Consider the following 13022-nt stretch of genomic DNA (forward strand, 5'->3'; position numbering starts at 1 on the left):
GGCTTCCATAAACTTATTGGTTTGGTCACCTCTAGTTTAGGCCGATTCCCGCTTTTTTCCAATTCAAAACATACTCTTAAAAATATTGGATGGGTTAGGTAAAACCCGGTGAAAGCGAAAACGACCTGCGGCGACACCTGCGCGGGCACCTATTTCCGGAACTGGCGGAATTAGCCGGTTTTGCGGGAGCCGCCGTTTACCAGCGGCCACGGGAGGAAACGGTGGAGTTTCTGATCGAGATGGGCTGGGCATCAATAAATGCCCCATTAAAGCGTTTGCCGGAGAGATACCCGACACGGCAGTGGTGCCGCTGGAAGCGCAGCAACTAATGGTGCAGTACGACAAAGGAATGTGGCGCTATGAGATGGTGGAAAAGCTGCTGCCTTGATACCCAAGACAAGTATAAAAGCAGAAGTCGCTGAAATCAAAAATCTCAGCGGCCTTCGCTTTTATGCGCATTCAGGTTGTATGGCCCCTGTTATGTTCCAGGTGGACTTGCTGCCATTAACTGGAGGGTTTGTGATGGCAGATTTAAGTAAGTTGCAAGGCCACTGACTCCAGCCACACTTATGCAGTGGCGGAGAACTACCTCTCCAGGGACTTTGCAGTTGAGAGATGGCTAAGAAATGGATGTCGGACCTGACCTACATCAGAACCTGGAAAAGCTGGCTGTACCTGACGGTGGTGCTGGACTTGGTGGACAGGGAGGTGTTGTTACCTGGCTGCTATGCTGGAAAAGCTCCTCAAGCAGGGGCTGCATCTGGTCATCAAGATTAGAAAGAACATGAAAAACATGCTCCTAAGCCTCTCCGGCAAGCTAAACCTGAGAAAAAGAGGCACTGTTGAGGCCGTCAATAACATGCTGATGCGTGTCTGTGATGTTGACCACTCTCGCCACAGAAACCCGCTTAATGCCTTAGTACACAACCTCGCCGGCCTGAGCGCCTATACCTTTCTCGACCTTCAAAACAAAAAATTTAACCCGGCTCGTATAGTAGCTTAATTCCCGGGTTCACGTTAATTAATATTTATCACAGTAACTGCACCATTAAAAGTAATATGAACTACAGAAAACTAGGAAAAACCGGATTCAACATATCAGAGGTTTCATTAGGCACCTGGCAGGTAGGAGGCCGCTGGGGAGAACCGTTTAACGAGGTAAACGCAGCGCGTATCATCAACAAAGCCATAGATCAGGGCGTAAATTTTATTGATACGGCTGATGTATACAGTAATGGGGAAAGTGAGGCAGTTGTAGCGAAAGTGGTGAAGAGCCGAAGTGAAGAAATTTATATTGCTACCAAGTGCGGCAGGCAAATTCAGCCGCATACGAATGAAGGTTATACACCAGAAAAGCTGATTAGCTATGTGGAAGCCAGCCTCAAAAATATGAAACTGGAAACGCTGGACCTGCTCCAACTGCATTGTCCACCGACGGAAGTATACAGAAGGCCTGAAATTTTTGAGACCTTTGACAAGCTAAAGGAGCAGGGGAAAATACGTAACCTAGGTGTAAGTGTGGAGATGGTAGACGAAGCGCTGATGGCCATGCTGTATCCGAATGTGACGACGGTGCAGGTTATTTTCAACTTGTTCCGCTTAAAACCAAGTGAGAAGTTCTTTGCTGCTGCGAAAGAAAACGACTGCGGCATTATTGTACGGGTGCCACTAGCCAGTGGCTTGCTCACAGGCAAAATGAGCAAAGGCACCCAGTTTGGCGTAGACGATCACCGTCACTTTAACCGCAACGGCGAAGCCTTTGATAAAGGAGAGACTTTCTCGGGTGTGAATTTTGATTTAGGGCTGGAGGCGGTAGAGGAACTCAAGCAGCTGTTTGCTGGGCAAGAGCCTTTGGCGGCATGGGCGCTACGGTGGGTGCTGATGTTCCCGGAAGTAAGTACCGTTATTCCAGGCGCCTCTAAGCCTGAACAGGTCGACTCGAACATTAAAGCTTCGGGGCTGCCTGCACTTTCAGAGGAGCAGATGCAGGGTGTGCGGCAAGTGTATGACAGGTATATCAAACCTTCGGTGCACCAGCTTTGGTAGAGACATTAAGTTTATAAATTATCAAAGCCGAACAACTGTGCTATCATCACAGTTGTTCGGCTTTTTCCTATTTCTCCCTTTGAAGGTAGGGCTGATTCATTCTTCGTTCTTTGTCATCCTGTAAGGATCTTGTTAAGAAGGAGCATCTGCTTAACCTCCTTTCAACCAAGTTCCTTAACAGAATGACATGAAATTTTAGTGTTTGATTTTTAAAATGAAACGGCCCTACCTTTGAAGGTAGGGCTAGGTGTGATGAACTTTTTATGGCGGCGTGCTCGGCATGTTCTATAGTGGGTGAAGGTAGGAAGTACAGCAGACCTTTAATGCTGCAAATAATCTCTTCTAATTTTGTAACGAACTAGGCTCATCCTACTCTAATAGGTGTAAACCAAAAACAAAAGAAGATGAAAACACGCCAATCATTAACTTCATGGGCTGTAGGGACAATAGCATGTCTTGCCCTCTTCGCGGCCCCTGCCGCCGCACAGGACAGCCCCAAGCTATCGGACGCCGAAGTGGCTTCGGTGGCCGTGATTGCCAACCAGATCGACATTGACCAGGCCGAGCTGGCTAAGCAGAAATCAAGAAACGAGGACGTGCTGCAGTTTGCCCAGACCATGGCCAGTGACCACCAGGCGGTGATTGACCAGGCGGCGGCCCTTGTCGGGAAGCTGGGTGTGACACCACAGGAGAACGCCATGGGAAAGCAGCTGCAGGCTGCCGCTGAGAAGACAAGGGAAATGCTGCGTGCCAAGTCCGGCGAGGCCTTTGACAGAGCCTATGTTAACAACGAGGTTGCCTACCACAAGGCTGTCATTTCGGCAGTGGAGGATCTGCTGATACCTGAGACGGAGAACCCCGAGTTAAAGGCGCTGCTGCAAACCGTGGTGCCCGCACTCAAGGAGCACCTGGAGCATGCCCAGATGCTACAAAAGCAGTTATCAGGCAAATGAAGGCGCCAGCGGTACCCATGAAAAACACCCTGCTCCTCCTATGCTGTCTCACCCTTTTGAATGGCCTCCTGCCTTCCTTCGGGAGTAGCTCCCTTGGGAGCCACAGGGTTGAAATCGTCCAAATGAGATTCCAGCCTGCTGAGCTGTCGGTGAAGAAGGGAGACACGGTGGTCTTCGTAAACAAGGATGTTGTGACGCACAACGTGACGGAGGAGTCAGGCAAGTCCTGGAAGTCACCCGCCCTGGCTAGCGGAGAGTCCTGGATAGTGGTTGTGAGCCGGACCTCAGATTACTACTGCAGCTTTCACCCCATGATGAAAGGAAAAATCCTTATAGAGTAAGCTTACGCTCAGTACAGCAAGCAGTCCAGCCGCTCATTTACCGTTTTGATTGCAGTTGTATCCATGGCTGACCCTACTCAGAAAGGTTCGAATAGTTTCTGATTAATTAGAGGCCTCATATGCAAATTCTCAAGCTTTTTGTGATGCGGGCCTGCTTGCTGCTCTTTTGAATCAGGCTGATGATGTGCAGTGTTTCATCACTTTTCGTTGTGCCCCGCTTCCGCCAGAAGGGAAGCCAAGCTTTGAATTATGGATAGCTTTGGTACGTGGATTTTAAAGGAGGTAACTCTTGGCCCCTTATCTTGATGTAATCAACTTAGAAGAGTTTATTGAGTAGAAAAACAGATAAAGCCAACTACTATCAGGTGGCTTTATCTGTTTTATACTTTGTATACGGTGCTGTACTGCCTCAGTCCTTTAATTTTTCTGTACACCTGAGGGAAGCGGTTGAGGTGTAGTTGTAGGGCCAAAGACTTTTATCTTTCCGTCCTTCACCTGCATCCTGTCAATAAAAACGACCCGCTCGTCTCCGGTCTTGGTTGTTCTGCCGTGGTAGACAATGAACATCTCTTTGCCATCAGGGGAGTAGGTGATGCTGTTGTGCCCTGTACCCGTTACGGAACCGCCTTCATCGGTGTTCCGCTGCAGCACGGGGTTGTTAGCCGCCTTTGTATAGGGACCTAAAGGCGAAGTAGCGGTGGCGTATCCCACGGCATAATGCTGTCCGCCAAAATAGTTAGCCGAATACATGATGTAATAAATACCATCTTTCTTGAACGTGACTGAACCCTCCGTCCAGCGGCGGTTTACTTCGTGAGATGTCACCGAGCGGCTTTCCCATTCAGCCTGTTTGTCGCTGAGGCTGATGGGCGGGCGCAGCAACAGCACCGGTTCGCCTATAACGCCGGAAAAGTCCGGCTTCAGTTCTACGCCATATACCCAGCTTTCCTCTACTTCTTTAAACCAGTTTTTCTTGCGTGCCCAATCGGCAATTTCGCTCTCCACGGGGTGCTTGTATGCCGCGCGGGAGTAGTACAGGTAAGCTTTGCCGTCGGTGTCTAAGAACACATTGGCGTCAAGGACAGGATAGCCCGGGTCGAATACCGGCTTGTTGGCCAGATCAACGAAAGGTCCTGTGGGTTTATCCGCCACCGCCACTCCTATGCGGAAATTTTCTTCTTCGTGGCTTGGGTTTATCTTCCATTGCGCACTGTAAAACATGTAGAACTTTCCATTCACCTCATATACTTCGGGCGCCCAATACGCACCACCCCAACTGGCAGCAGGGGCACTCCAGCCGTTGCTGTTATCGTGGAAGTATACCTGACCTTCCGGCTGCCAATGTACCAAATCTGTAGATGAGTAAGCGGCAAAGCCTTTCTCAGCTCCGCCGCCCGTGCCATACATATAATATGTACCCCCGGTGTACAGCACGTAGGGATCTCCCAGTTGCACGTTAAGCGGGTTTGAAAAGGTCATCCTGGTTGTAGCAGCCTGTTGGGTTGTCTGGGCTGAAGCAGGAGGCAGAGCCAGCCCTGCGGAACAGAGTAAAAACAAAAGCAGGGTCTTCTCCATAGGAGCGATGGCATTCCTTCGTAATACAGACAAGCTACTTTTTCCATAACAGGAATCCTTGGGACAAAGAATTTTTAACATAAAGTACTTATAATAAGGAGCGACATAGACGGCTAAAACCCATGAGGAGGGAAAGAGCTGTCTTGAAAGCAAATTACAAAAATTCCACGCAATGCACTGACTTACCGGCTCAATTCACGTTGCTAAAGCGCTCATTCACAATGAAAGTTGAATTTTCCAATGCATCAATGGGCAGGGCTATTGAGTTTATGCTCATCATTTAGCCACTTATGGGTTTCCGAAGGCCTCTTATCTGGTTTCTCAGCTAATGACTTCTGCGTATATCCCTTCTCTTTTAAAACAGAATTGATTCGCATAACTATATCAGTATAAAGCCTGGTGAAGATCTTAACATCTTTAGGCGTTCTGGCTAAAATTCTCTCTGCCACTTTACTTCTCATAATAATTTCAGTTATAAAACTATATCATCACTACCTAAGTATGTCAGAAGCTTAACCTGAGGGAGTTGCACTTATTATGATTGGTGAGAAATACCGGTTTATGATTATTATCATCAACTACAAGTATGTACACTTCTTTTGAATAGCTATGAATTATTAATATGGCTAAAAAATAGCTATTTATGATATTACGGCTTATTTTGCTTCTGGAGTACTGTGTTTGGTTCTTGAACTAAACCAATAATGTACTTATGGCTTATTTGTTAAAAATTAGGATGAAAAGAAGCAGGAGTGTATTCCTTCTGGACACGGTAATGAAATACTCGCTAGACATGATCTGCACAATCGATGCGGACGGATGCTTTAGGGAGGTGAGTGAGGCCAGCAGGCACATATTAGGCTACGATAGCGGAGAGTTAGAGGGTAAGCAGTACCTGAGCTTTGTCCATCCTGAAGATCGTGCCATGACAGCAGGCATAGCTCTCGGCCTGGCTGGTGGTGAGCCCGCCGTTAGCTTCACCAACCGCTATATCCATAAGTCGGGAGCGGAGGTTTGGCTGACATGGTCTGCCGTTTGGTCCTGTGAAGAGGGCCTGCTCTTCTGCATAGCTCGGGTTTCAACTGAGGCCAATTTCGCCAAGCAGGAGCTGCACGTGCGGGCGGAGCTGTATAATGCGCTTTTAAAGCACGAAGAAGACATGCTGGCCCTTCTTGACAGCCGCTTAAACTATAAATACGTAGGGGGAACCACTCTGAAAGAGCTGGGATATGCCCCGGAGCAGCTGTTGGGTTCTAACGCCAAAGACTTCATACACCCGGAGGATGTTCCCAAGGTGCAGGCCTCCCTAATTGAGGTGCTTGAATCTGAAGGCTCTGTTTCGGTGCCGCACTTCCGATTCAGAAATGCCAAGGGAGAGTGGAGGTGGGTTGAAACGGTTGTCAGCAACCGGCTTGCCGACGCATCCATCGGGGCGCTTGTAGCCAACTCGCGCGACATTACGGAGCAGAAGGCAGCCGCCCAGAAGCTACAGGAAAGCGAGCTGCGCTTCAGGGCGCTGTTCGACAATAACCCGGACACAGTGCTGGTAGAGAACAGAGAAGGGATCGTGTTAGATGTGAACCGTGCAGGTGAAGCATTGTTGCAGCTTAAAAGGCATCAGGTAATAGGCCGCCCCCTTGCGTGCTTTCTCCCCCCTAGTGCCGCGAGTGTCTGTTTAGAGCATTTAAGGACCGCCTGCTGTGGAGAGATCGTGAAGTTCGTGTTAGAGATTGAAGAAGGCCCGGAAAGCAAAGTATTGGAGGTCACCAAAATACCTGTCAGCGTTGACGGGGAGGTTGTTGCCGTTCACTCCGTTATAAAGGACATAACGGCAGTTAACCGGTATCATAGCACCGTCAGGCAGCATGCGGATAAGCTGAACACTATCTTTGATAGCATCACGGATGGCTTCTTCATACTCGACAGGGACTGGAACTTTGCCTACATCAACAGGGAGGCGGAGCGGCTGCTGTCCCTGGACCGGAAGCACCACATGGGAAAAAACGCGTGGCGCGAATTTCCGGCTGAAGTCAGCGGTGAGTTCTTCCGGCAGTATCACCATGCAGTTGAGACAGGGAAGGCCGTGCATTTTGAGGCTTACTACGGCGGCACCAACAGGTGGGTGGAAGTAAAGGCTTTTCCTTCGGAGGAGGGGCTGTCCATTTACTTCGACGATATCACAGAGAAGATGAGCTCAAGACAGGAGCTTGAGAAACTCTCGTTGGTAGCCAGCAAGACCACAAATGGTGTCATCATCACCGACAGGATGCGCAGGATTGAGTGGGTAAACGAGGGGTTTACCAAGCTTACGGGATACTGTTTAGAAGAGGCTGTGGGGAAGAGACCGTCTGAATTGCTGCACAACCACACCACAGACACTAGGGCTTTCGAATCTGTAAGCGATAAGATGATGAGCGGTGAACCAGTGTCTTTTGAAATCCTGAACAGCAGAAAAAACGGGGAAGAGATATGGCTCTCTGTGCAGGTAAATCCTATCTACGACGAGAATGGAGTCCTGTCAAAGTACATTACCATACAGACTGACATTACGCAAAGGGTAAAGTCACAGCAGGAGCTTGAGAAGCTCTCGCTGGTGGCAAGCAGCACGGACAATGGCGTCATCATCACAGACGCCGATGGGCTGACAGAGTGGGTGAACGAAGGTTTCACCAGGCTCACGGGCTACACCCTCTCTGAAACGTTGGGGAGAAAGCCCGGAGACCTGCTGCAGGGCCCGGAGACCAATGAAGCAGCTGTCAGGGTGATGCGTGAAAGCCTGAAACAGGGCATTCACTTCAGTGCAGTGCTTGCCAATTACAAGAAGTCGGGTGAGAAGTTCTGGGTCTCGATGGACATTACGCCTATCTATGGTAGCGCCGGCGTAATCACACAGTTCATCGCTATTCAGAAAGACATTACATTTAAGATGGAGGCAGAAACTAATCTGTTAAAAATGGCGCAGGATCTTTATGCTCACAACAAGGATCTGGAGCAGTTCACCTACATCGTGTCCCACAACTTAAGGGCGCCAGTCGCCAATGCCCTCGGGTTTGCCAACCTGCTGACCAGAATCGACAAAGGAACGAAGGTGTTTGATACATCCTTGGCTAACCTGAAAGAGAGCGTGTTCAGGCTAGATACGGTCATGAAGGACATGACACGATCCTTAGCATACGCGACAGCAGGAGGACTCTAGAGCAGGAGCAGGTGGATGTAAAGCTAACAGTGCAGCAAGCGTTATCATCTTTGCAGGAACCGCTCCTCAAATGTGGCGGCATGGTCATGGATGATATTGAGGAGGAACTTCACGTCAGGGCGAACAAGGCGTACCTATACAGCATATTCTATAATTTGCTATCAAACGCCATCAACTACAGATCAAGGGATCGTTCCCTTGTGGTGCACATCAAGTGCTTCGGCAACACGGAGAAGGGCACGCTTATCTCCTTCTCCGACAATGGGTCTGGTTTTGATATGGATAAGGCGGGCGACGATGTTTTCAAATTGTACAAGCGGTTCCATACCGATAAAAGAGGAAGAGGCATTGGCCTGTACTTAGTGAAGACACATTTAGAAGCGATGGGCGGGCATGTGGAGGTTAGCAGCCAGCTTGGAGTAGGTACGAAATTCTTGATTTATTTACCTAAAAACTGATATGGAAGTTTTCATCATCGACGATGACGAGCTAAGCCTTTTTCTAACCGAGAATATGCTGTTGCTGGAGGATGAGACGCTTGGCATCAAGGGCTTTCTTTCGGGCGCAGAGGCTTTGGAGGCTTTAAGCTCAGACGGTATACCGGATCTTATTTTCCTGGACCTGAACATGCCTGTCATGGATGGGTGGGGCTTTCTGGATGCGCTGACACCACTTGCACCGGGGCTTCGCAAAAGCTGTAACATCTACATTCTGACGTCTTCTCTTGCTCCATCAGATGCTGCCAGGATCACAAAGTACCCTTTTGTGGCAGGTCTTATTCATAAGCCGATAGAAAGTGATGAATTGAGGACTATTTTCTCTCAACACAGAAAAAAGTAACCATAACAGTTTGCAAAGCGGTTCAGAATAATGGTAATGCATGTGCAGAATATAGCCTACTCCAAACCGGAAGGATGTTGGGCAACAAGTACTGCCAGGTTTGGCAACAGAAGACTTACAGGTTCATCTTTCTTTCGTAATCGCCTCAGAGGTTAATGAGAGGGGATTACGAAAGAAAAATGTTAAGTAGGGAATGTCAGGTAATCTATTGTTCAATGCCACAGCATGTCAGCTTACATCCTGAATATTATACTTAATTATTCTAGTCTACTTATACTTCGGCTGATAACCACTCAATATTAAACCCCCTCTGAAATGATGTCATTTCCCGACGGCAAATAGATTTGCCATTTAAGTACAATTCCCTTCACCCATCGCATAGCACCTAATATGTATAAAACTTTCCATGAGCTTGATTCAATGTTTCCGGGATAGTGGAGTACGCCTGCTTCATACCTCCCAGGTCGATGATGATGCTATCGAACACCACGCCGGGGTCAATCATGTATATTTTCAAAGTATGCTTTCCCCTGTTTAGATGCCCATACTTTACCTGGCGCTCTGCGGCGTTTCTCAGCACGTTCTGCTTCCACTCATCGCTTCTGCCAAAGGTGCGGAAATCCACTACTTCTACAGGGCCGTCATCAATGGAGACAGCATAACGGAGGCTGTAGTCGCTGGTAACCGGATGGGTCGGCAGCGTGGAGACAGTGATGGTTGGTGCCGCCGCTGTCAAAGTATAAAAGTCATAGGCCACATAAGGCGCGTTCTCTTTTACGCCTGCCGTTTCTTTTACAGGTGCTATCTGCAGTGGCAGCGCCATCAGCGACTTGCCAGTATGGCCGAGATCCTCTACCAACTTCCACCCTTTTGCCTGCCTGTCGGTTTTGCGGCTGTAGTCTTCCGCGAAAATGGAGACATAGCCATTGCTTTCGACAAAGCCCTCATACGCAGCCAGGTCCGACTCGGCAGCGTTTGACGCTTTCACCTCTACCTTGAATACCTTTCCTGCACCTTTAAAAGTGATATGCCCTGTTGATTCCGCGCGTTTAGGCACTTTGCTCCAATCGATGCTGACCCAAATGCGCTGTTGCTTTTGCCCGAAAGTAGGTGTTAGCTTACCCCGTTGTTCCGAGAGCTTTATCCATTTGTCGGACGCAGTTGCTTTCCAGGACACTGCCTGGTTGCCTGTCAGGAACAGATCCACAAAGTACTCCTGCCTGCTCCACTCGTTGAAGGCCGGCAGAGCCAATCGCTGCGCAGAGATAAGTGAGGAATCTGCTGTCACGAATCCCTCCGGCGCGATGCTCCATTTTTTGGAGCCGTCTATATTTATCTCCGGCAGTTCAGGCTCCTGGTAAACAGGCAGGTCCCGGGGCTTCATCGACATGATGCCGTTCCATTTGCCGTTCGCCAGCTGCTGGTTATAGTAGTTCGTTTCCTCCACGATGCCCTCGTAGGCTTGGCGGGAGAGCCGGGCGTAGTCGCTGGCACTGGTTCTGTTTTGTCTGGCATACAGGTAACTCTTGTCCCGATAAAGAAATTTTTTATTTATGAGCGAAGCTCCCACTACCGGATAGTACACCAGTTGGTAGAAGGCATCTGCATCTTTAGCAGGTAGCTGGCTGCGCAATTCTTTTACCTGCTTCTCCAGGGTTTCATACTTGTCTATCCGTTTCTGCGCCTCGTCGCCAAAGTAGAAGTGATTGTAGGCCGTCAGTTTGGTTGGTGTAGTGGGTTCTGTGCGGCTCCAGCCCATGAACTCCGGCCTCCGTTCAAAAGCCAGGTCGTAGTATTCCCACAATACCTTCGTGATGGGGCCTGATTTTGCTTCTCCGAATGTCTCTTCCACCCACTGGTGCAGATGCTTTTTCACAGCGCTGCTTTCCTGAAAAGCGGTTGCATCGTAGGCCATATCCAAAAACAGGCTGATGTTATACTCCAGCGGCTTTATGTCCCCAACGTTCAGCACCCACAGCCGGTCGGCTTTCATGTTATAGGCTTTCATCATTTCCTCTCTTATCAGGGCCGGATGCGTAGAGCTGAGCCAGAGGTAATCGTGGGGACGGCCCCAGTAAGAGGCGTGGTAGTATACGCCCGAGCCGCCGCTGCGGCATTGCTCCTGTGGATTGCTTAGCCGGTGAATATAGCCATAGTTGTCGTCAGGCCACACAATGGTGATGTCCTCGGGTAGCTTCAGGCCCTGGTCATAAATGTCCAGCACCTCTTTGTAGGCGGTGAAGGCCTGCGGAACAGCGGCTATGTTTTTATTCACATGCTTTTCCAGCATCTCCCGCTGGTCTGCAATAATCTTTTCCAGCATGGCCGCTGCCTCCGACGCGTTCTTGGCACCCTCCATGCCGCTGTCATGCACGCCCCGCATGCCCATGGTATAGACGGCTTCCATGTCTTTGGCCTCCTTCACCCGCTTCTCCCAGTACTCCTGCACAGCCTGCTTGTTGCTGAAGTAGTCGAAGTCGCCCATCGTTTTCTCGTCCCACTCGTCCACGTTGTTGCGCAGCATGGGTTCGGCATGCGAGGTGCCCACCACAATAGCATAGGCGTCGGCCACTGCAGCATTGGCCGGGTAGTGAAAGAAGGCCTTGGTGCTCGGGTGCATGGCCGGCCAAATCAGGTTGGCCTTCAGGCGCAGCAGCAGCTCGAAGATTCTGGCGTAGGTGTTCGGGCCAATGTCTTTGATGTCCTTGTCCATGCTCCGAGCCGCCCACGGCTGGAGGCCCCAGTCCTCGTCGTTGAGAAAGATGCCTCTATACTTTACAGTGGGCGGCCCTTGCACCAGCGCTCCTGCCGTTATAAAGAGATTGTCCTGATGCCTGGGCTTCACGTCGGCCCACCAGTACCAGGGCGATACGCCCAGCCGCCGGGAGAGCTCGAATACCCCGAATGCTGCTCCCCGGCGGTCGCTTCCTGCAATCACCAAAGCCTTATCTACGCCGTCGAAGGGCTTTTCCACTACCGTGATGCTGTAGCTCTCCCACTTCCCTTTGATTTGACTGATGTTAAGCGCTTTCCTTTCGGCCAGTTGTGCTATCAAGGCGGACTGCCCAACCGTGCCGATGATGACCGGGTAGCCGGAGATATCTTTCCAACTGCTGCTGCTTTTTACTTCCGGTTTAACGCTGGTTACTCTTTCCACGTCTCTTGCCAAAGCCTCCGCTGCAATTCCAACCACCTCTGCATCCTGAGCATCTATAAAAACAATAGATGCTTTAGCTGAATGAACGAGTGGGAAAGCTCCTTGCGTGGCATCAGCAGCGACTTTAATGTTGTTCTTTGCGAGCTCCTGCGACTGAAGTTTGCTGCCTGTCAGGCAAGAGATAAAAAAGATAATTACAGCTACGCTATTTTTCATGAAGAATAAGGTGAATTTTAGGGTATTGACAATTAAATAGTTACCTCAGAAGTCATAGCTGCTCATCCACCGTCTTTTCTGCATTTGATTAAAAAGAAGGGATAGTTTTCATCTACTTCTGTGATTTCAAACAAGCCTGCTTTGCCGAACTCCGCCTGAATAGATGCTTTGTCATAGAAAAACATCCGCACGCCGCCGAACATCTCATAGCGGTCCTTGCTTATGAACTCGCCTTTGCCATAGGTAGGCGCTTGTTTCGATATGGCTGTAAAGACCATGTAGCCCTTTTCTGACAATTGGTTATAGCAGTCACGGATGAGCCTTTCTCTTTCGCTGCTGTCGAGCAGGTGAATCAGGGCATAGCAAAATATGCCATCATACCTGCAGTCATCGAAGGGCATATCCGTTACAGAACCATGATAGATGGGCATAGCTGCTCCATAGTGTTTTCTGGCCATTCCTATAGCAGTTGCGGATATTTCAATGCCTGTCACAGCAATTCCTGCCTCTATGAAAACCTGCGCGTTCCGCCCATACCCGATGCCGGGTATAAGGATATTCTTTACTGATTTTTGAAGGAAAAAATCCTTTGTGAGTACGGCGGAACGGGATGGGGCAAAGCCCCACATTTCCTTTTTTTCAATGAAGCTGGACTCCCAAAACTCAGACTTTTCAGTTTGATCTATCATAGTTTCTTT

At 49.4% G+C, this 13022-nt stretch carries 9 protein-coding genes and 1 pseudogene; 7 read left to right on the plus strand and 3 right to left on the minus strand.

What is annotated here, in order from left to right; all coding sequences use genetic code 11:
• Positions 1-715: 715 nt before the first annotated feature.
• From I2I11_RS00005 to I2I11_RS00020, 4 genes and pseudogenes are all read left to right on the plus strand, one after another.
• Positions 716-1003: pseudogene (locus tag I2I11_RS00005) on the plus strand (transposase); the annotation flags it as partial.
• 56 nt (positions 1004-1059) lie between these two features.
• Positions 1060-2046 carry an aldo/keto reductase gene (locus I2I11_RS00010; protein ID WP_196265622.1) on the plus strand — a complete coding sequence of 329 codons (987 nt, stop codon included), beginning with the start codon at positions 1060-1062 and terminating at the stop codon, positions 2044-2046.
• A gap of 404 nt (positions 2047-2450) precedes the next feature.
• Positions 2451-2999 carry a DUF4142 domain-containing protein gene (locus I2I11_RS00015; protein ID WP_196265623.1) on the plus strand — a complete coding sequence of 183 codons (549 nt, stop codon included), beginning with the start codon at positions 2451-2453 and terminating at the stop codon, positions 2997-2999.
• A 17-nt stretch (positions 3000-3016) separates the two neighbouring features.
• A complete protein-coding gene (locus tag I2I11_RS00020) occupies positions 3017-3340 on the plus strand; it encodes a plastocyanin/azurin family copper-binding protein (RefSeq protein WP_196265624.1) in 324 nt (107 codons plus the stop codon).
• A 417-nt stretch (positions 3341-3757) separates the two neighbouring features.
• On the opposite strand, the gene I2I11_RS00025 is transcribed toward I2I11_RS00020, so the two are convergent.
• A complete protein-coding gene (locus tag I2I11_RS00025; RefSeq protein WP_230679805.1) occupies positions 3758-4819 on the minus strand; it encodes a glycoside hydrolase family 43 protein in 1062 nt (353 codons plus the stop codon).
• An 808-nt stretch (positions 4820-5627) separates the two neighbouring features.
• Here I2I11_RS00025 and I2I11_RS00030 point away from each other — a divergent pair.
• From I2I11_RS00030 to I2I11_RS00040, 3 genes are all read left to right on the plus strand, one after another.
• A complete protein-coding gene (locus I2I11_RS00030) occupies positions 5628-8111 on the plus strand; it encodes a PAS domain-containing protein (RefSeq protein ID WP_196265626.1) in 2484 nt (827 codons plus the stop codon).
• 86 nt (positions 8112-8197) lie between these two features.
• Positions 8198-8569 (plus strand): sensor histidine kinase, encoded by a 372-nt coding sequence (locus I2I11_RS00035; RefSeq protein WP_255531339.1) that lies wholly within the window; start codon positions 8198-8200, stop codon positions 8567-8569.
• 1 nt (position 8570) lies between these two features.
• Complete coding sequence (locus tag I2I11_RS00040) at positions 8571-8951, plus strand: response regulator (protein WP_196265628.1); 381 nt, start codon at positions 8571-8573, stop codon at positions 8949-8951.
• A gap of 385 nt (positions 8952-9336) precedes the next feature.
• On the opposite strand, the gene I2I11_RS00045 is transcribed toward I2I11_RS00040, so the two are convergent.
• Both I2I11_RS00045 and I2I11_RS00050 read right to left on the minus strand, forming a co-directional pair.
• Positions 9337-12324 carry a glycosyl hydrolase 115 family protein gene (locus I2I11_RS00045; protein ID WP_196265629.1) on the minus strand — a complete coding sequence of 996 codons (2988 nt, stop codon included), beginning with the start codon at positions 12322-12324 and terminating at the stop codon, positions 9337-9339.
• A gap of 62 nt (positions 12325-12386) precedes the next feature.
• Positions 12387-13013 carry a class I SAM-dependent methyltransferase gene (locus I2I11_RS00050; protein WP_196265630.1) on the minus strand — a complete coding sequence of 209 codons (627 nt, stop codon included), beginning with the start codon at positions 13011-13013 and terminating at the stop codon, positions 12387-12389.
• Between the last annotated feature and the right edge of the window lie 9 nt (positions 13014-13022).

It is taken from the genome of Pontibacter rufus (assembly GCF_015694705.1).
GTDB lineage: Bacteria > Bacteroidota > Bacteroidia > Cytophagales > Hymenobacteraceae > Pontibacter > Pontibacter rufus.

Bases quoted from the DNA above. Each gene is read 5' to 3' on its own strand.
- I2I11_RS00015 (WP_196265623.1), top strand. From the start codon at position 2,451: ATGAAAACACGCCAATCATTAACTTCATGGGCTGTAGGGACAATAGCA.
- I2I11_RS00030 (WP_196265626.1), top strand. From the start codon at position 5,628: ATGGCTTATTTGTTAAAAATTAGGATGAAAAGAAGCAGGAGTGTATTC.
- I2I11_RS00045 (WP_196265629.1), bottom strand. From the start codon at position 12,324: ATGAAAAATAGCGTAGCTGTAATTATCTTTTTTATCTCTTGCCTGACA.
- I2I11_RS00050 (WP_196265630.1), bottom strand. From the start codon at position 13,013: ATGATAGATCAAACTGAAAAGTCTGAGTTTTGGGAGTCCAGCTTCATT.
- I2I11_RS00010 (WP_196265622.1), top strand. From the start codon at position 1,060: ATGAACTACAGAAAACTAGGAAAAACCGGATTCAACATATCAGAGGTT.
- I2I11_RS00025 (WP_230679805.1), bottom strand. From the start codon at position 4,819: ATGACCTTTTCAAACCCGCTTAACGTGCAACTGGGAGATCCCTACGTG.
- I2I11_RS00035 (WP_255531339.1), top strand. From the start codon at position 8,198: ATGGATGATATTGAGGAGGAACTTCACGTCAGGGCGAACAAGGCGTAC.
- I2I11_RS00020 (WP_196265624.1), top strand. From the start codon at position 3,017: ATGAAAAACACCCTGCTCCTCCTATGCTGTCTCACCCTTTTGAATGGC.
- I2I11_RS00040 (WP_196265628.1), top strand. From the start codon at position 8,571: ATGGAAGTTTTCATCATCGACGATGACGAGCTAAGCCTTTTTCTAACC.